The organism is Aquicella lusitana, assembly GCF_902459475.1.
GTDB lineage: Bacteria > Pseudomonadota > Gammaproteobacteria > DSM-16500 > DSM-16500 > Aquicella > Aquicella lusitana.
In genome coordinates, this window is the sequence record NZ_LR699115.1 from 120,431 (window position 1) to 142,338 (window position 21,908).

Annotated in this window: 24 protein-coding genes; 11 read left to right on the plus strand and 13 right to left on the minus strand. The window is 38.5% G+C overall.

Annotated features, from left to right (window positions below):
• Positions 1-80: 80 nt before the first annotated feature.
• Together AQUSIP_RS10605 and AQUSIP_RS10610 are read left to right on the plus strand one after the other, a co-directional pair.
• Complete coding sequence (locus AQUSIP_RS10605; protein ID WP_232058605.1) at positions 81-1,208, plus strand: IS4 family transposase; 1,128 nt, start codon at positions 81-83, stop codon at positions 1,206-1,208.
• A gap of 87 nt (positions 1,209-1,295) precedes the next feature.
• On the plus strand, positions 1,296-1,814 hold the full coding sequence (locus AQUSIP_RS10610) for a PPC domain-containing DNA-binding protein (protein ID WP_170131839.1): 519 nt from the start codon (positions 1,296-1,298) through the stop codon (positions 1,812-1,814).
• A 76-nt stretch (positions 1,815-1,890) separates the two neighbouring features.
• On the opposite strand, the gene AQUSIP_RS10615 is transcribed toward AQUSIP_RS10610, so the two are convergent.
• Positions 1,891-2,520: a LysE family translocator gene (locus AQUSIP_RS10615; RefSeq protein ID WP_114834784.1), complete on the minus strand. Its 630-nt coding sequence runs from the start codon at positions 2,518-2,520 to the stop codon at positions 1,891-1,893.
• 140 nt (positions 2,521-2,660) lie between these two features.
• Positions 2,661-3,368, minus strand: coding sequence for a hypothetical protein (locus tag AQUSIP_RS10620; RefSeq protein WP_114834783.1), 708 nt, complete (start codon positions 3,366-3,368; stop codon positions 2,661-2,663).
• 243 nt (positions 3,369-3,611) lie between these two features.
• Between AQUSIP_RS10620 and AQUSIP_RS10625 the strand changes: the two genes are divergently transcribed.
• Positions 3,612-4,565: a putative glycoside hydrolase gene (locus AQUSIP_RS10625; protein WP_114834782.1), complete on the plus strand. Its 954-nt coding sequence runs from the start codon at positions 3,612-3,614 to the stop codon at positions 4,563-4,565.
• A gap of 17 nt (positions 4,566-4,582) precedes the next feature.
• Here the strand turns inward: AQUSIP_RS10625 and AQUSIP_RS10630 are convergent, their stop codons facing one another.
• Positions 4,583-5,392 carry a polysaccharide deacetylase family protein gene (locus AQUSIP_RS10630; RefSeq protein ID WP_114834781.1) on the minus strand — a complete coding sequence of 270 codons (810 nt, stop codon included), beginning with the start codon at positions 5,390-5,392 and terminating at the stop codon, positions 4,583-4,585.
• Between the two features lie 278 nt (positions 5,393-5,670).
• On the opposite strand from AQUSIP_RS10630, the gene bla reads away from it, so the two are divergent.
• From bla to AQUSIP_RS10650, 4 genes are all read left to right on the plus strand, one after another.
• A complete protein-coding gene (gene bla / locus AQUSIP_RS10635; protein WP_114834780.1) occupies positions 5,671-6,537 on the plus strand; it encodes a subclass B3 metallo-beta-lactamase in 867 nt (288 codons plus the stop codon).
• A 43-nt stretch (positions 6,538-6,580) separates the two neighbouring features.
• On the plus strand, positions 6,581-7,066 hold the full coding sequence (locus AQUSIP_RS10640; RefSeq protein WP_232058699.1) for a cytochrome b: 486 nt from the start codon (positions 6,581-6,583) through the stop codon (positions 7,064-7,066).
• Positions 7,067-7,121: 55 nt separating this feature from the next.
• Complete coding sequence (locus AQUSIP_RS10645) at positions 7,122-7,706, plus strand: YceI family protein (protein ID WP_114834779.1); 585 nt, start codon at positions 7,122-7,124, stop codon at positions 7,704-7,706.
• 132 nt (positions 7,707-7,838) lie between these two features.
• The gene (locus tag AQUSIP_RS10650; RefSeq protein WP_170131838.1) at positions 7,839-8,624 is read left to right on the plus strand and encodes an alpha/beta fold hydrolase; all 786 of its coding nucleotides are present in this window, start codon (positions 7,839-7,841) and stop codon (positions 8,622-8,624) included.
• A 424-nt stretch (positions 8,625-9,048) separates the two neighbouring features.
• On the opposite strand, the gene AQUSIP_RS10655 is transcribed toward AQUSIP_RS10650, so the two are convergent.
• Positions 9,049-10,593, minus strand: a complete 1,545-nt coding sequence (locus AQUSIP_RS10655) for a hypothetical protein (protein WP_114834776.1) — start codon at positions 10,591-10,593, stop codon at positions 9,049-9,051.
• A gap of 47 nt (positions 10,594-10,640) precedes the next feature.
• Positions 10,641-11,465, minus strand: a complete 825-nt coding sequence (locus tag AQUSIP_RS10660) for a hypothetical protein (protein WP_147277496.1) — start codon at positions 11,463-11,465, stop codon at positions 10,641-10,643.
• Between the two features lie 228 nt (positions 11,466-11,693).
• Here AQUSIP_RS10660 and AQUSIP_RS10665 point away from each other — a divergent pair, with 228 nt between their 5' ends.
• Positions 11,694-11,957: a hypothetical protein gene (locus tag AQUSIP_RS10665; RefSeq protein ID WP_114834774.1), complete on the plus strand. Its 264-nt coding sequence runs from the start codon at positions 11,694-11,696 to the stop codon at positions 11,955-11,957.
• A 14-nt stretch (positions 11,958-11,971) separates the two neighbouring features.
• Positions 11,972-12,292: a type II toxin-antitoxin system PemK/MazF family toxin gene (locus tag AQUSIP_RS10670; RefSeq protein WP_114834773.1), complete on the plus strand. Its 321-nt coding sequence runs from the start codon at positions 11,972-11,974 to the stop codon at positions 12,290-12,292.
• Between the two features lie 9 nt (positions 12,293-12,301).
• Here the strand turns inward: AQUSIP_RS10670 and AQUSIP_RS10675 are convergent, their stop codons facing one another.
• The 3 genes from AQUSIP_RS10675 to AQUSIP_RS10685 are packed head-to-tail and all read right to left on the minus strand — an operon-like array spanning position 12,302 to position 15,162.
• Positions 12,302-13,390 carry a PA0069 family radical SAM protein gene (locus AQUSIP_RS10675; RefSeq protein WP_114834772.1) on the minus strand — a complete coding sequence of 363 codons (1,089 nt, stop codon included), beginning with the start codon at positions 13,388-13,390 and terminating at the stop codon, positions 12,302-12,304.
• 11 nt (positions 13,391-13,401) lie between these two features.
• Positions 13,402-14,646 (minus strand): Y-family DNA polymerase, encoded by a 1,245-nt coding sequence (locus AQUSIP_RS10680; protein ID WP_114834771.1) that lies wholly within the window; start codon positions 14,644-14,646, stop codon positions 13,402-13,404.
• Positions 14,647-14,649: 3 nt separating this feature from the next.
• A complete protein-coding gene (locus tag AQUSIP_RS10685; RefSeq protein ID WP_114834770.1) occupies positions 14,650-15,162 on the minus strand; it encodes a LexA family protein in 513 nt (170 codons plus the stop codon).
• Positions 15,163-15,457: 295 nt separating this feature from the next.
• Between AQUSIP_RS10685 and AQUSIP_RS10690 the strand changes: the two genes are divergently transcribed.
• A complete protein-coding gene (locus tag AQUSIP_RS10690) occupies positions 15,458-16,648 on the plus strand; it encodes a multidrug effflux MFS transporter (protein ID WP_114834769.1) in 1,191 nt (396 codons plus the stop codon).
• A 15-nt stretch (positions 16,649-16,663) separates the two neighbouring features.
• Here AQUSIP_RS10690 and AQUSIP_RS10695 read toward each other — a convergent pair whose 3' ends face one another.
• A complete protein-coding gene (locus tag AQUSIP_RS10695; protein WP_147277495.1) occupies positions 16,664-17,278 on the minus strand; it encodes a hypothetical protein in 615 nt (204 codons plus the stop codon).
• Positions 17,279-17,329: 51 nt separating this feature from the next.
• On the opposite strand from AQUSIP_RS10695, the gene AQUSIP_RS10700 reads away from it, so the two are divergent.
• Positions 17,330-18,520, plus strand: coding sequence for a hypothetical protein (locus AQUSIP_RS10700; protein ID WP_114834767.1), 1,191 nt, complete (start codon positions 17,330-17,332; stop codon positions 18,518-18,520).
• An 86-nt stretch (positions 18,521-18,606) separates the two neighbouring features.
• On the opposite strand, the gene AQUSIP_RS10705 is transcribed toward AQUSIP_RS10700, so the two are convergent.
• The 4 genes from AQUSIP_RS10705 to AQUSIP_RS10720 all read right to left on the minus strand — a co-directional run bounded on the left by AQUSIP_RS10705 (position 18,607) and on the right by AQUSIP_RS10720 (position 21,799).
• On the minus strand, positions 18,607-19,536 hold the full coding sequence (locus AQUSIP_RS10705; RefSeq protein ID WP_114834766.1) for a pyridoxal-phosphate dependent enzyme: 930 nt from the start codon (positions 19,534-19,536) through the stop codon (positions 18,607-18,609).
• Positions 19,537-19,563: 27 nt separating this feature from the next.
• Positions 19,564-20,691 carry an alanine racemase gene (locus AQUSIP_RS10710; RefSeq protein WP_170131836.1) on the minus strand — a complete coding sequence of 376 codons (1,128 nt, stop codon included), beginning with the start codon at positions 20,689-20,691 and terminating at the stop codon, positions 19,564-19,566.
• Positions 20,692-20,799: 108 nt separating this feature from the next.
• Positions 20,800-21,315, minus strand: coding sequence for a VOC family protein (locus AQUSIP_RS10715; RefSeq protein WP_170131835.1), 516 nt, complete (start codon positions 21,313-21,315; stop codon positions 20,800-20,802).
• Positions 21,293-21,799: a cupin domain-containing protein gene (locus AQUSIP_RS10720; RefSeq protein WP_114834763.1), complete on the minus strand. Its 507-nt coding sequence runs from the start codon at positions 21,797-21,799 to the stop codon at positions 21,293-21,295. The genes AQUSIP_RS10715 and AQUSIP_RS10720 overlap by 23 nt, the downstream gene beginning before the upstream one ends.
• Positions 21,800-21,908: the final 109 nt, after the last annotated feature.

A 21,908-nucleotide genomic window follows, 5' to 3' on the forward strand; every position in this document is an offset into this window, starting at 1 on the left:
ACCAGATTAAAAATTGATCGTCCTTGGTAAAGCGCTATGATAGCGCGCTAAACACCACATTTAGCACCAAGGACGAACTGATGAAAGATACCGTTTTTCAACGATTATTAAAACCCGTTACAAAAAAATTAATGAAGGAATGTATAGAACGCTTTCGATCTGATCATCGTTATGAATCATTTAATACATTTGAACATTTAAAAACGATGATTTATGCACATATTAATGAAATTAAAAGCTTACGCACGTTAGAGGTTGCGATAAACAGTCAAAAAATTGGTATAAAAACGCAAGTAAAACGCTCGACCTTAAGTGATGCCAATCGAAAACGACCAGCCGAAAGTTTCTTTTGGATATTAGAACAGCTTATGTCTTTGTTACCCAGGAAAAAACATAAAGAAATAAAAAAAGTAATCAGGATATTAGATAGTAGCCCGATACAGCTAAGAGGCCAAGGGTACGATGAGTGGTCAAAGCAATATGCGACTCGGCATATACAAGGATTAAAACTACATGTTGAATATGATTTAGGATTAGATTTGCCCTTAAGGATGAAGTTGAGTCATCCAAATTGTAATGATGCGACGATGGGACAAAAATGGCCAATCCTTAAAAACACCCTTTATGTGTTTGATAAAGGTTACTACGATTACAATTGGTGGTGGAGCATCAACAAAAGGCAGGCTTATTTTGTGACTCGATTAAAGAAGAATGCGGCCATTGTTATAGAAAGCCGGCAAAAAAATACTCGCGAACCCATCTTACAAGATTGTCTTTTTAGAATTTCAAATAAAGTTCCACGTGGTGGAAAACGCATGGAATATAGCGAGACGCTGAGATATATAAGTGTAAAAAGGGAAGGAAAAACTCCTCTTATTTTGGTAACTAACTTGAAAGATTTACCAGCAGAAAATATTGCTAAGCTTTATAAAGCCCGATGGGAAATAGAGCTATTTTTTAAATGGATCAAGCAAAATCTTCGACTTAAAAAATTTCTGGGCCGATCTTCTAATGCGGTTAAAATTCAAATAGCAACAGCCTTGATTGCTTTTATATTGATACAGATATTTAAAAATGTTTCAAATGAGAAACGTTCATTACATCTCGTTTTAGTCTGGATCAGACATAATTTGCATGTTGCAGAATATCGCAATAGACAATACAAGCCTCCTATTTATTTAATTTCAAGGAGGCCTGTTTATTTATGATACAGGTTCACCGGACAGTAGTGCGCTGCGCTCAGGATGACAGCGGTTTCTGTAGAATCTTCACATGTAAATATAACAGGAGAAAAAATGAAAGCTTTTTCTGGGACAGTAATGACTGCATTTTTGACATTCAGTGCAACGGTGGCAGCAGCTTCACCTGCTGCAGTGAGTAAGGCTTCCTGCAATAAACTGGCCGATACTACGCAGCCTTTTATTTTGGTTTTAAACAGTAATGATGACTTGATCGAAAGTATTAGCCAATGTGCTAAGGATGCGCAATTGATGGCCGCTTCAGTGAGTGGGCTTGGGCAACTACATAACCCTGTTTTGGCTTATTTTAGCAGCGATCCCAAAGCCAAGCCAACGGTTACGCCTTTGCGGGGATTTTATGAACTGGTAAGTATCAATGGTAATATTACTAATAATGATAATAAATATTATACTCATCTCCATGCTGCGTTGGCGGACAAGCAATTTCGTGGTATTGCAGGCCATGTTAATTCTGCAAAAGTTGGTTTAACGGCAGAAATTACCATCATCCCTTTTTCATCTTCTGTGCAAAGAACGGTGGATCCTAAAACAGGATTCGGTCCTATTTTGCACTAAGGGTAACCGGGTAGCAGATCCAGCAGCAGATTTCCCGCTCTGAAATTGCAGGAGCGGGAAATTTCAATGGAAGCATTTACTTCTTTACAAAGGCCAATGCAACTCCAAATCCGATAAGGAATACACCCATCGTTTTTTCTATATATTTTTCAATTTTATTAAGTAATCTTAAAACACGCCGATGGGATAATAGGATGGTCAAGCAGCAAAACCATGCGGTAATGATAATGAACATTTCTATCGCGTATACTAACTCCCACCCCAGCGATGTTTCTGGTTTGATGATGAGTGTAAAGAGGGCTAGGAAAAATAACGTCGCTTTAGGGTTGAGTAAGTTGCAGAAAAATCCTTGCCTGAAAGCAATCAGCTCAGACATTTTTGTTTTTTGTATGGAACCGGATTGCGGGGCGACGCTGGTATCTGCATGCCTTGCTAACAAGGCGTTAATGCCCAGATAAATTAAATAAGCTGCTCCTATAAACTTAATGATGCTAAAAAGCAAAATCGATTGCGATATGATGACGGCCAATCCTAATACACAATAAGTGATATGCACTAAAATGGCACTTCCTATGCCCAGGGAGGTAAAAATCCCCATGCGGCGAGAATGCAGGATAGTGTTCTTGGTGACTAATGCGAAATCAGGGCCAGGTAACATGGCGGAGAGCAACATTAATAATCCAATGGTAACAAATTGTGTAAGCATAAGAGTAAGTCAGTTTAAAATGTCAATAATATACTATTAGACAATAGTGATGGTTAAAAATATCCCGGCTTAATAAAGCCGGGATGGCAAGATATAGAATATTTTTATTTGATTTACTTAAAATGTGCATCGTCCGGATTTTATTTTTTTGTAAAAATAATTGAACCATCATCCATCAATGCTATACAAGTTCCTACGTAAAAAACTCCTCTCGGTTTTGGGTTGGTGATTTGCTTCTTCTGAGGATCATATTTAAAGCTGTATTGACCATAGGAAAGTATTTCACTGCCATCAGGATTTTTTATCGCACGATAAACGTCTGGTTGACTGTAATAGCAATGATTCCCTCTGTCATCTGAATAACTCGTAAGAACATTATATTCAATATCCGATGCTCCGCGCATGATAGCAATATTATATTTTGCACCTGAGGATTCCCAACGCCAGTTACCTATGATGTCACTGACGGGCGGCATATGATTGGGATCATAAAATGTATATGTATTGTAACTAGAGGTTAGCTTAACGGAATATGCAATATCATCACGCGTGATGGTTTCGCCCGTGATACAAGTAAAGGTCGTATTCGATGTTACTTTACACATATCTGTCGCTGAGCGTCCGCCTGGAAAAGTGTAATCAATATGATAGTCTTGTCCCGGAGCGGAACTTTTTGTAATGTTTAATTTGTATGTATTAATACCATCGAAATAATCCCATTCTTGGATAAAAGGATCCGAAGAATTACCATTCGCCAGATTCGCAGCAACCGACGTACTAGTACAGGTTGAATATAATATAAGCGCTGACATTGTTAATAATAGGCTATTTTTATTAAGTGCTGTCATTGAAAGTCTCCATATAACCGTATGTTTATAAATGTTTTAAAATGTTAGATGCAAAATTGTGCAAATATAGCATAAAAAGCGATATCTTAATAGTTTAAAATGGGTGGCGGTAACTTGCCAAATATAAACATAGAGTTGCGCACAGAATTCGCTTTTTTGAAATTCATTCAACAACTTTGAAAGCCATGATAGTTATAATTTATGGTATTCTATATGTAAGAAGACAACCGCAAGGAAGTCTATATGTGGAAAATATGGAGCAGATTTAGCAGATTTATATTACCCACATTAGTAATCTTTAGTATTAGCCTATCTGCGTTTGCTTGGGATAAAGGCATTTACCTGACGCAATACATGCTAGAAAAGCCGGAAAAATTGAATTATTTTCTCCGCGAAGCCAAAGCCACGGGCCTTAATGCATTTGTAATAGATCATGATTATTACAGCTCCCGTTATGCGCCTGCGATCGCCAAAGTTAAAGCGGCAGGTATTAAAGTTATCACCCGGATTGTTGTGTTCGAAGATGGTGGGAATGCGAAACAAGTCCGGTCAAAGGCATATTGGGAAGAAAAATTTAAATTGGTTGAAGATGCAATTAAAGCGGGTTCCGATGTCATACAGCTTGACTATATTCGTTATAGCTCTAAGCAGCCTGCTAATCCACAGCATGCCAAGGATGTTTATGAAGTCATTAAATGGTTTAAAGCTAAAATAAACGCACATAACGTTCCAATGGAAATTGATATTTTTGGTGAAGTAAGTTACTACCCATCAATGCATATAGGCCAGGATCTTAAAATGTTTGCTGATAGTGTTGATGGCATGAATCCTATGGTTTATCCATCGCATTTTTGGCCTTATCAAAAGTATTCTGCCAACCCATACAAAACGGTTAATGACTCGTTAAATGCTTTATTAAAGCAATTTAATGGCAATCCACCATTTAAGGTTCACGCATTTATTGAAGCCGCGAATTATCATTATCTGAAAAAAACATCGAATGCTGAAAAACAGAAATATTTATTGCAACAAATACGCGCTGTAGAAGATGCCAAAGGAGTTTCAGGTTGGTACGTATGGAGTGCAAATAATGTTTATGAGAACTTATTTCATGTATTAAAAAATAATAAGACGAGACAAGCTGATTTTTCCCATACAAAAACAGCGCAAAATACTGGGAAAGATCTGGACTCTTAACTCCAAACAGTGAGCATTCATTCCTTTTTTGCATTCATAATACCTGGTTTTGCGGTTGCTCTATTTACAATGGATGCGAAAGTTTTCATTGATTGGCCTTCAATAATCATAAACCGCGGTTGCGCCATGGGCCTGTAACTTCTGTTAGCGGTGCGAGCATCAATACTAAATGCCATGACATACCCAGCCTTTGCTGCTTCCTGCTCCAAATAATCATCATAAATTCCAAAAGGCCAAGCCAATAATGTAACTTTAGTTCCAAGTTTATCTTCCAATATTTTTTTGGAATTCACTAATTGTGTTTTTACCAATTTCTCATATTCCGAGGATGAAAGCCTTTTCTTTTCCTGTTTGAAGTTTGGATGCCAATAAGTATGTCCTTGAATATCGAAGAGCCCAGTTTGCCGTAATTCTTTTAGCTGCGCCCATGTCATTGCATTTTTTCCTTGTGAGATGGCATGAGGATAAATAAATAAGGTCACTGGAATATTATATTTTCGAACCAGAGGAAGCATGTAGGTATAGACGGATCGCCACCCGTCATCAGCAGTGATGACAACTGGTTTTGCAGGTAAAGATGCACGTGTTCCTCGCAAATATTCAACAGCCTCTTGTAGAGGGATGACTGTAAATCCATTATCTCTTAACCATTTCAATTGGGCTTCGAATTTTTTTGGGCGCATATTCATGCTGCCTGGAATAGTGGGGTTGAAGTTGTGATAGCAGAGGATAGGGATGTTAAATGAATCGGCTGCAAAGGCTGTACCTGAAAGCAGAACACTAATAATTAAAAATAGGCAGGAGAAGAGATTCCTGAGACGTAACATATGTTATCCTCCGTGACATATACTTTATTCACGTCAACCCTTGATGTATTACTGTATTATCCTTCATAGTAGAAGTATTGCATGATTATACAATAGGACAAAATAAATTTTGTATGGCAGGCCATCGGTTTGGAGTGCCGAAATGGAACCTAACAAGTAGTTCATTGTTCGATTTATCGGGTAACCATTCCGGAAGCGATGGTTCGTGCTTACTCCGTTGAATGCGTGTCATAAAATCGATATGATGCAAACCTACTACTCTACTCGAGAAATTATTCATGCGGTTAAAAAATATATATAATTTTTTATTATTAATCATTAGCTTATGTTTAACAGGGCTTTCACAAGCCAACCCCGACTGGTTTAAGCCTTTCCCCCCATTTCGTATAGCCGGCAATCTCTATTATGTTGGCAGCAAAGACCTGGCGAGTTATTTAATTGTTACCTCTCAAGGCAATATTCTGATTAACAGTGATTATGATATCAATGTTCCTATGATCAGGAAGAGTATCGAAAAACTCGGATTTAAATTTAGCGATACAAAAATTCTGCTGATTAGCCAGGCCCATTCTGATCACGCTGCCGGAAGTGCTTTGATTAAAGAACAAACTGGCGCAAAGTATATGGTAATGGAGGGGGATGCCTCTGTGGCGCAAACGGGGGGTAAAACCGATTTTCTGTTTGGTAACGACCCGACGCAGTTTTATCGGGAAACCACAGTCGATCGAGTGTTGCACGATGGAGAACGAGTGAAGCTTGGTGATACAACGCTGGTTGCGCATCTTACACCCGGTCATACAAAAGGCTGTACAACTTGGACAATGAAAGTCCATGAGAAAGGAAAAATTTTTAACGTTGTTATCGTGGGTGGGGTGAGCATTAATCCAGGGACTAAGCTTGTTAATAATGCTGCTTACCCAGGAATTGTCCATGATTATGAGCGTATGTGGCAAGTATCTAAATCATTGCCTTGCGATATTTTCCTCGGCGCACATGGTATTTATTTTGGACTACTTGAAAAATATTCCCTTATGAAAAAAGGAGTGAAAAATCCCTTTGTCGATCCAAACGGCTACCAAAAATTTATAGCGCAAAAAGAGCAAGATTTTCAAAGGGAATTGGCTAAGCAAGAAGCACAGAAATAAAGTGATATCAAAGCTGAAGCTTATAAAGAGAATGGCGGTCAGTATGCTAATTAAAAATACAAAAAATCATTATGGCATTGTTGCCATTTTCCTGCATTGGATTATGGCTATTCTCATTATAGGGTTGCTGATTTTAGGTCTCTATATGGTTCCCCTGCCAATTAGTCGAGAGAAACTAAATCTCTATCGATGGCATAAAGAATTTGGCATGGTGGTATTGATACTTGTTGTTTTTCGTGCTGCATGGCGTCTTTCAAATATTATTCCATCGCTTGCATCTCTTCCTCCTTGGGAGAAATTTGCCGCCCGTAGTGTCCATTATGCTTTTTATGTATTTATGTTTGCTATACCGATCTCTGGTTGGATAATGTCTTCTGCTGCAGGATTTTCCGTATCCTTCTTTGGGTTATTTCTCTTGCCTGATCTTGTTTTACCAGATGAAAATCTCAGAATAATACTAACAGAAATACATAAATGGTTAAGTTATCTCCTGATCGCGATAATTTTTCTTCATATAAGCCCCTTATAAGTGCTTCATTAAAGCACCATTATATCAATAAGGATGATATTTTACGGAGGATGCTATGGCCCTAATTTTATCTCGATTTTTTATATACCAGTGCATCATTGTACTCTTATTATTCATGCCCGTAATGGCCAAAGCAGAAGTATCTGAATGGCAAATTCTATCGGGTGAGAGCAGTATTACTTTTTCAGGCATTCAAAATAATGCTCCTATATCAGGGAAATTTAAAAAATTCAATGGCATAATCGTTTTCGATCCTGACCAGCTAAGTGCAAGTAAAGTCCGTATTGTTATTGATATAAATTCTGTTTCTACTTCTTATAGCGATCTTACATCCGCTCTTCTTACATCTGATTGGTTTAATGCTAAACGCTTTCCAGAGGCTGTTTTTGAGGCGAATCATTTCACCAAAACAGGCGAAAACAAATATGAAGCAAAAGGAAATATGACTATTCGCGATAAAACAGTCCCCATCAAGATTACTTTCGAAGGAGAACCCTTATCGGACAATAAATGGCGCGCTAAAGGCAGCACAATATTAAAACGCTTAGTTTTCGGTATTGGCCAAGGGGAGTGGGAGAGTACTGATGAAGTAAAAAATGAGGTAAAAGTGAATTTCTCTATTACGGCAATAAGGAAATAATCTTTTTATTGTAGTGCAGATTTATCGGAAGACAATGTCGGCTGTCAGGTGCCAGGTTGATTATTATTGCAGATTGATTAATATATAAAAATGAAGGAAAGCTATATCCGCTACAATCATGCATACTGTTACATGCGACATACTCCTTTACGGTCGCATCGTAAAACATTGCTATTTTTACACGGCATCGGAGACTCTAGCCTCAGCTACGAACAATATCTCCAGGTATTTGATAATGTAAATATCTTAATCCCGGATTTTCTTGGTTATGGTAAAAGCTCTAAATATGATGATTATCATTTTAAGGTTCAAATTGCTGCATTAATCGAGCAGATTAATTCGCTTGAGCAAGCATATAAAGTTACATTAGATGACATTATACTGATTCCGCATTCCATGGCAGCTATCCATGCAGTGTTGTTGTGTCATTCAATGATTAAGGAAAAAATTAAAGGCATAATTAATATTGAAGGAAGTATTACGCAATATGGTTCATTTATTTCTGAGGAAGCTTCAAGAGCGTATCAGCAAGAAACATTTGATGCATGGTTTGACAAATTTAGGGAAATAACTATTTTCAACAAGCTACTACATCAATTTCCCATTTGCCGCTCCTATTATGCTTCATTAAAATTCTGCCAAGCTAAGGCATTTTTAGAAAATGCGCTTGAAATCCGCCAATTTTGTCTGGCGGGAACTGGGGAATATACTAATATTGCAGGACTCAATTATGCTGAGTTGGATCTGCCTAAAATATATTGTTATGGTGATAAAAGCCTATGTCAGGAATCAATCGAATTTTTGAATAAAAAAAGGCTCAAAACCAAGACATTTCACACAGCAAATCATTTTCTAATGCTAGAGTGCTTCGATGAATTTGTTGATTTTGTTACTAATTGGATATCTTTGCATGGCTAAATATCTCATCTCCAAAAAGTTCCACCAACAGGATATAAAAAATAACCGGTGACATTGTGCTGAAATAATAGAAATTTCTGGCGACCGTATAGTACGCATAAAAAATTGGAAAATTATTTAATTTAATAAAATTAAATATGATCATATGGCGTTGATGAAATGTGTAAGCTTGGATAAAAATCATGCTGATTTAGAAACCAAATGAGAGTCTTAGATTCAAAATCGAGATGGATTGAATGATCTGAGGGGAAAAATTTGCCAGTTATTATTTTACCTATGCATGAGAAAGCATAATGGCCGGTAATGTGGATTACCGGCCATTATGCTTGGATGACAGAGCGTGGATGCAAATAATAAATGCAACTGCCTTTCAAGCTTATGCTGGTATCCATAGTCTTCTAACGAAAATACATAATCCACAGTTTTATAACATCTTTGGCGCTTTGATTGTGTAAATATGATTAACTAGTGGATCAATTTTATCTTTTTTTCGTTGCAAATAATCTTTTAATTCATCTAAATGGATTTTAATTTTTTCAAAATCGATACAAATGTCATCGTATTTGGGTTTATTCCAGCGACTGTTATGAGATATGAACAATGATTTGATTTCAGTATCAGAAATGGTAATCAGAAATTCAGCAAATTCCTTTGAATGTCTTAATGCCTTTCCCAAATTATTTTTACGCTTATTAACATGTTCGATAATTTTTTCGAAGTAAATAGGGTTAAAAAATAGACTACCTAATGAATGCATAGTCTTGTCTGGTGTGATCGAAAAAGCGAGTAATGTAATATAAGCACGCTTTTTAAATTGTTCTTTGTTTAATAAATCAAGAAACCATTGAGGGTATTTATGATCATCTTCACTGGAAGGCCAAAAACGTGGAGGATTTGTTCTCTTAGGAAACTCATCAATATCTTGAGAGGAAATAGATTGTTGACTAATAATTTTTTTTGCTTTCCCAAATAAATCGGTTACATTAAGGTCTATTAATAATGCATGGCTGATTTCCCATAAACAGCGTTCATGGTCAATTTTAAAAACGTTATAATCATTAGTATCAAAAATAATATCGCGTGCCTTGAAGCTCCATTCTCCTAGTGCGTAGCCGATTGCCATGATTTCAGGCAACCCATTTTCTAAAAGATATTTTTCAAATTTTAGAATCAGATCTTGTTTAATAGGACCAATTATCATTTGATAAAATTCGTGCGCTGACCGCTTATAAAGCAATTCAATTTCGTTACTAATTCTCTCAGCATTAAAATTATCTTCTTGTTTACATTGAAGTTGTTCATTTTCTAATTTTAACAGCAACGTTTCTTTAAGGTGACTTAAAAAATCAATAAAAATATTTTTTAAATTTAAAAATTCACTTTCTTCCATAACACCATTTGATTCATTGAATTTTTCATCAATATTCTTGATTGAATTTTCATACCAATAGGTGATTCTATCCCTAGATTCTTCAAAATATTTTTCTACATTTGGGCCTTGGTAGTAGGAAGATATGTATGGAGACCAAAGAAGGTGGCCATCCTCCTTCAAGTAATCAAGAAAATCAAAAACCTTGCTTAGGGTGATTGGTTTATTTATTTTTTCGGTTATGAATCCTACTGATTCATAATCAGCACGAAGTTGATAGTGAGGGCTGTAAGTGCCAAATACTAAAGTACGTTTTCTATCATATACGGGCCGATACTTTGGGCTATGGCAATTTGTATACATACGGTAACATTCACTAGCAAATGAGGATATTTCACTTTTTAACCCAAAATATCTTACATCAGTAGTTCCGTCTTTTTCGCCAAAGAATCCGAATAACCACGATTTTTTATGGTATTTTACTTCAGAAAATTCGTTGTCTTTTTTCTTCTTTGCCGATGAACAATTATTTTCTTTGTTATTAATTTCATCTTGTAATTTTGCTTTGGGCGGCAAAGCATTGATGTTTGATCTTTGCATTTTTCCCTCTGAATAAATTTCTACATAGATAATTTTTACGCGCTCTATTAAATACAGCTTGTACTTTGACTTGGATTCAAACGAGCCTCCCTAGGCATAATGTCAGCATACTCAAAAATTTGCCGGGTCAGATATTTTCGTGAATCCAATTGAAAAAAACGAAATAGACACGTGCCCTGATTTTTGGGATGCTGCCCCAGTAAGAAAGCTAATCGTTTTTTTTCATTTAGTAAAATTATTTGCTTTTCTTTTTGGAATGCGGAAATAGCTTCTGATAAGCGCATATTTACAGTAACAGGTATTTTCAATCGTTCGCCCATTTGCTTGACACTGAGAAATTCCTCTACGCTAAGAATATCGAGCCGCCCATTTTGCTCTCTTTGCTGCAGCGCTTTTTTTTCACTTTGCACAGCTCGATAGCTAAGATAGACCAGTAGTAAAAGAAAAGCCAACGCCATTATCTCAAAAAATTCTTTAACCAGCTTGTCGCCGCGCATTTGGTCTAGAATGAGAAAATCTTTGCAAATAGATTGATAGGGTTCGTTATGCTCATTTGGATAGGCTGAATACTTTTCCCTAAATTCGGAACATGGGCTATTTATGAAGCCATACGATGGAATAAAAATTTTTTTTGACTTGTAACCCTGCCTGGCTAATTCCTCCCGCAATTGACTCATCTGATTCGAAATCTGCTCGAATGCTTGATTATCATCTGTCAACGCGGACTGGAAAATATAGCCAGCCAACATTAACAGAGCCACCGAGCTCCCGTACAAGCCAGCGCGGTAGGAAGAAAGCGCCCCCCTTCGATGTTTTTCTAACAAGGCTAGGGAATGTTCAAGTTTTTGGATTAGTAGGGATTTAGACGGCATACTCTGAAAGCCTATATTTGTTGTGTGTTGAATTTTATTTGGCCATTATTATAGATCAAAGTTTAATCATATTTAAGCCTTATTTATTTGTCCAATGGTTTGCCGTGGGTCTAAGGGAGCAGGAAATCAGCGATTCTAACCATTTGTTTTATAAGGAAAATCAAACAAATGGTTAGGTATTGTATTATATATAAGATATACTATATTCAATATAGAGGTTACTTAGTTATGGAAAAAGTGCTTATTTCAATACCCGATCAATTGGCGGCGCGCATGCGAGCTACCATTCCTGCTCGTCAGCGCAGCAAAATTATTACCCTCTTGATTGAAGAAGAAATTGAGAAACGCGAACGTGCTTTATATGAGTGTGCGTTAGCAGTAGAACAGGACAATGAACTTCGACGAGAAATGGAGGAATGGAATGTCACCCTTAATGATGGTTTAACTGAGGAAGGTAAATCAGCATTAACCGGCAAAATTAAATCTAAATGACAATGGAATAAATAATGAACCGCGGAGAGGTTTACTGGATTGATCTTAACCCAACAAAGGGTTCCGAAATAAACAAACAAAGACCTTGTGTCATTGTAAGCGCAACGCCTATTAATCGCGCAAGAAGCACAGTTGTGGTAGTGCCCCTGTCCACTGCAGCACGTCCCCGTCCACCGATCGTGGTAGAAGTTACTTGCCTTGGCAAGCAAGTAGTAGCAATTTGCGATCAAATAAGAACCGTGGATAAAAGTCGTCTCCTTAAATCTGCCGGCAATCTCTCAGCACAAGAAATGGATAGCCTGGATGAAAGTCTTCGTCAGGTTTTATCCTTGTAAATAGTTTTTTTATAAATCCAAAAGTAACTGTTTCTTATCAACTCCTTGAGGTTTTATAAAGTGGTGCGTTGCCAGCTCGGCTGATGGCACGCAGTTTAGCTTGAGTCTTTTGCAGGCAAGCTTAAAACGAATTGCCAACAAGTCGGCAAATTCACCCTCTCCTCGCATACGCTTGCCGAATGTTGAATCATATTCTTTTCCTCCACGCATTTGCTTGATCAAACTCATGACATGTTCCGCGCGTTGCGGAAAATGTGTTTTTAACCATTCTTTAAATAAATCTTTGACCTCATATGGCAGCCTTATGAAGGTATAACCTGCATAATTGGCACCTGCATTTTTAGCGGACTCAAGTATATGTTCTAATTCTATATCATTAATCATGGGTATCATCGGCGCTGCCATTACCCTGACAGGTATACCTAACTCGCTTAGTCCGCGAATAACACGCAGCCTTCCTTGCGGAGCCGAAGCTCTGGGTTCAAGAATTTTCTTTAATTCCACTGATAAAGTAGTGATAGTCACCGCTACCTTTATTAGTTTCTTTTCTGCCAATTTACTCAAAAGGTCGCGATCTCGTTCGATAAGCGAACTTTTAGTAATAATCGCCACAGGATGCTGATACTGACAAGCAATTTCTAATATGCTGCGTGTTATCTTTAATTTACTCTCTGCAGGCTGATAAGGATCCGTATTGGCGCCAATCACAATCGGTTTGCATGTATAGTTAGCTTTGCTTATTTCTTTTTCCAACAACTTCGCTGCATCAGCTTTGTAAAAAATTTTAGTTTCAAAATCCAGACCGGGCGATAAATTCATATAAGCATGACTAGGTCTTGCATAGCAATAAATACACCCATGCTCGCAGCCCCGATAGGGATTAATTGATTGATCAAATCCAATATCAGGTGAATCGTTTCGGTTAATAATGCTTTTAGCTCGTTCTTCCAACAGAATTGTTTCTAATGCGGGTAGTGGTTCATTATCGAATGCGTCGATATCCCAGCCATCATGGAAAATCTCCCGTTTTTCATTTTCAAATCGGCCCTCAGGATTACTCACAGCACCGCGATTTTTAATTGTTTTATTCGTTCTCATTTTTTTCTCGATTAGCAGTATACGCGCGGCAATTCCTGCCAGCGCGTGGTGTAACGCGGCGATCGTTTATCACATTTTATAACCCATTCACGTTTTATACCTTCCGCGGCAAGAAATACCGTGTTTTTCCCCATGGCAGCGTTGATTGTATCCATGGCTTGCATAACCCGTTCGCCTTTCTGGTCTATCACTTCCATAAACATATCGAATTGCCTTATTTTATGTTGATGAATATCGAGCAACATGACACCGGTTTTATGATACCGATATCCTTTTTTATAAATGTGGCGTAGACATTTTTTCGCAATGCTCACCAAATAGCGGGTATCGGCCGTTGGTGTTGGCAGGGAAAACATAACACCATTACCATATTGCGCTTGTTTATTGCTAAACGCATTTGTTTGGATAAATACATAAATAGCAGAAGCAACTGATTGCTGTTTACGTAACTTTTCTGCGGCAATATTTGTATAATGACTAATGGCTTCTTCCAATTCAACTAAATCTGTAACCGCTTTTCCAAATGAACGCGAAGAAATAATTCGTTTGCGCGGCTGATGCTTTTCCAATCTTAGGCAAGGCTCGCCTTTCAGTTCGCGCACTGTTTTTTCTAAGCTAACACTAAAATTTAGCCGTAACATGGCGAGGTCTGCATCACATAAATGCTTAGCGGTATCAATATTAAGTTTTTTTAATTCCTTTGCCAAATTGTGTCCGATTCCCCAAATTCTTTCTACCGGTAAAGTCGCCAAGTGAATGTTCTGTTGTGCAGGATAAATAAAAAATATATCGCTATCTGAACAAGTCTTAGCAATTTGATTGGCAGCTTTAGCAAGCGTTTTAGTCTGCCCCACGCCTATCGAAATTGGGATACCAGTACATGTTTTTATTTTATGTCGTAAGAATAACATCTCTTGTAAAGTCATATTTTTTTGTAACCAAAGAAACGCTTCATCTATCGAATAAATCTCCATTTCCTGATTAAATTCCCCAAGAAGCGCCATCACGCGGCGGGACATGTCGCCATACAATTCATAATTGGATGAGAAAACATGTACTTGATGCCGGTTACAAAATAGCTTCCACTGATAAAATGGCGCGCCCATTGGGATGCCAAGTTTTTTAGCCTCATTTGAGCGCGAAATAATGCAGCCATCATTATTCGATAAAATAATGACAGGTTTTTTTTCCAGGCGTGGATTAAATGCTCTTTCACACGATACATAAAAATTATTACAATCAACGAGTGCAAACATATTTCACACACTGTGAATTACACTAGTGACGACACCCCAAATATGAACTTCATTGTCTTCACGGATTTCGATGGGTTTATAACCCGGGTTTTCTGCCTGTAATAAAATTTGGCCATTACTATTTTTTCTTAGCCTTTTAACAGTGAGTTGCCCATCTATTGCGGCAATCACTATTTTCCCATCTGTGGGTGTTAAACTGCGGTCAACTACTAAAATATCATTTTCATGGATCCCCGCATTAATCATTGAATGGCCATTTGCGCGTACTAAAAATGTAGCCGCAGGATGTTTAATAAGGTATTCGTTTAAGTCTAATTTTTCTGCTATATCATCTTCAGCCGGAGAAGGGAAACCGGCGCTGACTTTTGATAAATATAAAGGAAGTTGTTGAGGAAATTTACCCTCTGCTATGGCTGTAACCATACTTATTGGCAGGCGTACTGCTTTGGTAGGTTCTTGGTACTTGCCCTTACCTTTCGGCCGACCGGCCCCCACTCTTGCTCCGCCGCTTGGCATGTCTTCCTCCGTTTCAGCTTGTCTTATTTTCATAATATAACTAAGTTATTTTGAATTTTGTACCAAATTCAAAAATAAAGCTATTTTTATTTTTTTGCCTTAAATCGAGGTCAAAAATTTAGAGTTTTTATTAAAATTCAAGTAGATGGTAAATATAAACAGAAGGCCCGGGTCGGTCAAAAAAACGTCAGAAACCTCAGCGTGGACTCAGAGAACACTTTACCAATGCGGCGAAGCATTTTGATTCAAATATGCTTCTGTGCTAGCTTTTTTAATTTAACTATAATGATTTTTTATGCCGAATAAAAAAATTATTTTCATCATCGTGGTAATTGTACTGGCTTTTGGGCAAATCGTTTCTGATCTTTATTTACCCTCACTTCCTTCAATTGCAGCGAGCTTTCATTCCAATGCAAGTGCTGCACAATTCAGCCTGTCTATTTACATGGTTGGGTTTACGCTTTCACAATTGATTTACGGGCCCGTATCCGACGGCATTGGTCGCCGTAGACCATTACTAATCGGCTTATGCTTATGTCTGGCAGGTAGTATTGTTTGCTTTTTAGCGCAATACATTGAAGCCATTATTATTGGCCGCTTCATTCAAGGTTTAGGTGCAGGCGCAACACTAACATTATCATCCGCTATATTACGTGACATCTTTGAGAGGGAAGAGCTTGCTAAATATTCTTCCTACTCGGCACTGATTGGTGTGGGGCTACTAGCCACAGCTCCTTTGCTGGGCGGTTATTTGGAACAGTATTTTGGCTGGCGATCAAATTTCTTATTTTTGACTGTTTATGCTTTGGTCGCGTTTTTTGTTTTTTTATTGGTTGTACCGGAAACGAATACCCATAAACATCCTGAAAATTTGCGCATATCTGTTATCAAAATAAATATTCGGACCTTATTAACCAGTCCTATTTTTATCGGCTATTGTTTATGTAGTCTGTTAGTTTATGGCGCGATTTTGGCGTGGCTTACAGCAGGCCCTATTGTATTGCAAACCGGGGTTGGATTAAGCCCAGTAGCATTTGGATGGTCTTATTTTCTAACGGGCGTAGCATTTGCAATAGGCGCATTGGTCAATAGCAAATTTGTATTTCGGTATGGGATTCAAACGATGCTTCGTGTTGGTTTACTTTGTGTTTTGGCTTCCGGACTGGTCATGGCCGGGTTAAAATTGATGGGATACATTAATGGCTTTGTAATTATTGCCCCGGTAATCATGCTCTTGTTTGGAGCAAGCTTAGTGTTTCCCAATACTTCAGCTGGTGTATTTCAACCGTTCCCTCGGATTGCTGGCATTGCCAGCGCATTATTCTATTCAGCAAGGATGCTTGGCGGTGCTGTATTTAGCGGAATACTGGCATTTCTCCCCACCCACAACCAGCTACCGATGGCGTTAGCTTTCATAACAAGTGCATTATTAGCTTTACTCGTGTTTTATTTCACGCTGCGACCACAAGAACAACCACAAATATAACTATCAACTATCTCCTTATTCAATTATGGCCGGTTTCATACCGAATGGCGTTGGCGTATAAATTTTTTGCGGAACTGACATCCAGGTCTGAATATCCGTGCCACACCAGACGAGTTTTTTAGTGTCTGATTGTCTTAATTTTGCTAGATTGATGGGTACATCTATTTTCTTCATATCTTCATGCGTAATAGAATACACTTCCCATAGCTGATCTGCTAATAAATTGGGCGGCACAATAAATGTGGCGACATTTCCCAATTCGCAAGGTACGGATACAGTCATTTCCACATAGCCTAAAGAACCAAGGTAATTTGCCAACGCTGTGGCATAAGGTATAAGCCGGACTTTTATGTTAACGTCGGAAACAATCAATTCAATCTTGTTGGCTATTTTAGGCAAACCAGCTTGGTGAAGCTTATTTGCAAGAATTCTTGGTGAAACCAGATCCTGAAATTCTCCATCTGCACGCAGGTCAATTATGGTTATCACCTTATCGTTAAGCGATGCTTGAGGTAAATCAAGCAACATAATGACTTCCGCAGAAGCGCTCTGGCTAAGATAACAGACAGCTTCTCGATTGCAAGGTAAATTATTCACTAAAACAATCACGTAGCTATTCTCCGCAGTCATGGATTTAATTTTGCTATAATTATTATAGCAAAATTAACGGGGAATAATGTTATGCTGCTTGCTTTATCAAGCGATGATCCGGTATCGATGAATGTATGTGACGGACTTGCCGTTTATTATAAAGAAAAAGATTACCGGCGCTTTACTGATGACTGCTTCCAAAATCTATCCGATCCTACTCCAGAGCGAATTACCTGCGTTGGGCATGCTGGAACCAATAGCTATGGTGATCGCTTATTGTCACCAGATGAATTTGTTCAGGAGCTAATTAAAAAAGGCTTGCCAGCATCTGTCAAGACCATTGATTTGATCGGTTGTGAAATTGGGTTCATAACAGGAGGAACCAGTTACGCACGTGAAACGGCCATTTTATTAGCCCAAAATGGTTATGATATACAAGTAAATGCTTTTACCAAAACGGGCCCGGAGACACTAAATATTAGCCACATGTATGTCTGTATCTTCGGCGACACGGGTAAAATATGGGTAACTGGATATAAAGATACTGAAGAAAACCAAATAAAGGATCAACTATTAAATAGTGAAATTCAAAAAATAAAAGAACAAATTAATGCAAAAAAATTTGAATTAGAAATGTATTTCATATCTTCCACGGAAGTAGCCGGAGCAGGACCTGATGTTGTTGACCAGTTGAAGAAAAATATTGCTGAACTCAATAACCAATTAGATAAATATCAACAAGAACTCTATCAACTTCAAACCGAAACCATGATTTATGAGAGTTTATGCGATTTAAGATTGGAATTGGATCATTACACAGGTTATCAGTTTAATGGGCATCAAATTTTACTAGAAGAACAATCAGAAATGGCTGGAATCAGTCCGGAGGATAAATCTGAACAACTTAAAATCCAGGCAGAAGCCATATTAAATAAAACTCCACTTGATCAAGCAAAAGATATGGCGCTTGAAGTGCTTGCGGATACCATCAAAAAATTAGGTGATGAAAAACCCCCAAAAAGCAGTTCATTTCTTCAATATTTACCGGTTAGGATAAAGAATCCTGCGGACATATTGGAATATAAGATAAACGAACTGGCTAAGTTAAAATTGTTAATCGAAAACGATCACAGCGACCAATGGATTGCTCATATTGATAGAGCAAGGGAAAATAAAAAACTTACGCATGGATTGTCTAGTATAAAAATAAACGATACATTGGAAATAATGCGTGAACAATTCAATATTGGCATTAATCTCCTTTCATTACATAAACCATAATAAAATAGCTTATCCTCGTTAAAATACTAGTTTTTTTCCTAACAAAAGTGATAACCACATCATGAATACGCCAATTTATAGCAGTTTTATCCAACTATTTCCCTTAACACATCCGAAAAAATATTTCCTCCTGTTAAAATACAAACAATTTTTTGATAACTGTGCGTCTCGCATAATTGCATAGCCGCGGCAAAGGCGCAGGCTGCAGCGCCTTCGCAAACGAGTTTATGATTAAATAATAATATTTTCATTCCTTCTCTGATTTCATTCAGACTCACTACCAAACTGCCGCGTATCAAAGGCGAAAGCGATTGGAAAACTTGTGGTAAAACCTCTGGAGTGCCTATCGCATCCACAAATGAAGGGCTTCGCCGTACCGCTATCGCCTTTCCTGCTTTTAACGATGCATTCAGAGGCGCTGCCGTTTCGGGTTCGCATGTAAAAATAGCAACTCCTGGTCTTAATTGATGGAGGGCTCGGGCTATGCCAAGGCTTAAACCCCCTACGCCAAATGGTATAATTACCGCCTCGGTATCGGGTAAATCTTCTATTATTTCCTGTGAGATTTTTTCATACCCTTTGATTAAGCCTTCAGTCAACGCTGGATGAATGAAAAGGCCTGCATGAGGTAAGACTATCCCACCACGCACAATCTCCCATGCTTTTTGATAAGGAAGTTCAACAAGTTCTGCACCCAATCGGCGAACCATTTGTTTCTTGATAGGCGGCGCAGATTCAGGGACAAATATTTTGCAAGGAATGCCAAGTTTTAACGCCGCAAATGCCACAGCTTGAGCAAGATTGCCTGCACTTGCAGCTGCCACGCCAAGAAGCAGTTGGCGAGGCTCACTTTCTTTAATAGCCGAAACAACACCTCTTATCTTATAGGACCCAAACAATTGCAAATTTTCCGGCTTAAGATAAATTCGGGTTTTTGACACCAGGCTTTGCATTTCGAATGGTATCAAAGGCGTTCGTACAATCAATTTTTCCAATTCAACTAGTTTTTTCTTCATTTTATTTCCTACTACAGCAAAAGTGTCTTATGCCTTATTTGCCATGGTTTTCCATACAGCCTCCACATGATCCTTTCGAATCGCATAGATAGTACGATGAAGAAATCCCATTGCATCGGTATAGCCTGGAATAAGCACCATTTTTTCTCCTCTTTGTGGAGGGATTAGCGACTGATTTATTTCGTCTGTTAAGGTTCCTTTATCAGCGCCAGCCCATTCGAATCGAGTGTGTTCCGCGCTTAATCCAACTACACGCAAATCTTTGCGGTCACGAGGAGCAGGCAACCCTCCAAATGGATGCCAGCCGATCGCTTTAAATCCTGCGTTGCCAATTGCCCTGGTTTTATCCTTGGGAACACTAATCATTTGTGCAAGAATAAGCGCGCCCACTTGATGTCCATGGTCCTTCAAATTTGCTGTTTCACAATAGAGTAAATCACCTAACGCGCCTCCACCTGCTTGTATTTCTGTCAATACGCCCGTTTCAAGGCAGTCAATATAGTTACAACTGCCACCACCGCTAACGACAGCTACCTTTATGCCTTCTGCCTCAATTGCTGATTTGGCTTTAGCTAAAATATTATGTGATTCTTTTGTTGCTAGCGTTTTCTCCTGCGGTGGTAGTATGGGTGTGTGCCCTTCATATCCCGTAATACCTGCAAAGATAATGGATCCCGTTGTTAACTCAATGTGCTTAGCTGTGCGCGCCAATTCCACTGCTTCTTCTGCTGTCACTCCGCATCGATTATGATTCACATTGAGCTCAACTAGTATTTCAATAGGCGTGATGATTTCCCACCGTTCTACCGCAGTGGCCAGATCGCGCAAATAGTCCATGCTGTCAATAGCAACACGTAAACGCTTAAGCCGCTTGGCAAGCACAGCAAGACGCTCCAAATCTGTCTGCGAATAGAGTTGATTTGCCAGGTAAATATCATTAATTCCCTCGTCGGCGAATGCTTCAGCTTCAGCAAGCGTGAGCAGCACTACGCCGCAGGCGCCTTTTTCCAGAATATATTTTGCTAATGAAGCGCAACGATGTCCTTTGCAGGGAATCCGCCATGCGATACCTTTATTGCACATCCGTGATGCCATCAATTCAGTATTATGATCAACAATATCTAAATCTACTAAAAACGCTGGCGTAGGTAGCATGTGAATATGCTTCCCAATAAAGCCATCTACTTCGGGCTGCCGCTGCGCTCTAATGATCTCTCCTCTTTCCTTTGATTTGCTCCAGCATGTCAACTCAACCCACATACCCTAGGGCGACACCAGAAACGTTGAAGTACAAATTTCCCCACGAAGTGGAAATTGCATGGGAGGATCCTGTATGAGTCGTGTTCCTTTCCATTTAGGAATTACTTGTTCTTTAATATGCGCAATTACCTTATTAAGGTCTTTGACAGTAAATGAAATATAACTGTTGCCGATGTCACTAAATTTATGCCAATTATTTTTACCGTCCGGTAAGCGTTGGTCAGGCGATTTCCATTCAAAAATTTCAACGTATTGCGTTAAAGCCTGATCGCCGCACTTTAGCATGATCACATGAGGCATATAGGCATCCGGATGAACGTCAAAAATAGCTGACCAGCCACGCTCTCCCGCTGTTGGCTGCGGATCACGTTTTACTTCCCAGTCAAACTCAGCATCAAATACTTCCATTAAAAAATCCGCCGCTTCCTGCGCATTGGGAACCACAATACCGACATGATCCAATCCCATGTTAGTTGGAATGCCTGTTGCCTTGCATTTAGCGATCACATGTTGGTTCATGTTTGACCTCATTTTCATAATATAAATCAACTGACCCACTTTCCCTATTCAGGATAGGTGGGCTTTGAATACTCAGAAATAAAGTTAACGTATCGGTATTAAAACCGTGCAAAAGACCGGCTGGAATGAGAATACGCTTCCCCGGATAATATTCCTCATCTGTATTACAGAGGCGAAATGTACCCTTGCCTGACACGATATAAATAACAGCCGCACTATGTCGGTGATAATGTGGTCTATAGCGGGATTGAGGCTGTAATACAACTAATTCGACATTTTCATAAACAACCTGCTGATCGTGAGAACCCGATAGGGTAACCAAAAAAGAGTCTGGCGCATGAAATGTTCCTAATTGATATAAATCAAACAATTCCTCTGCTCGGACATTTTCATTTACCACGCGCTGACAGGGAATGCACTGAAAAGGATTAGAATTTCTGCCAGATAATCCCAAATAATTTAAAAGAGCCTTAATACCATTCATAAATTAATATCTCATGCTTTATCGATTTACATGAAAAATACCGCTGTTTGAAATGATAGGAAAGCGACTTTTTTTTTATAACTCGTTCCAAATTGGAACAAAGAAATTG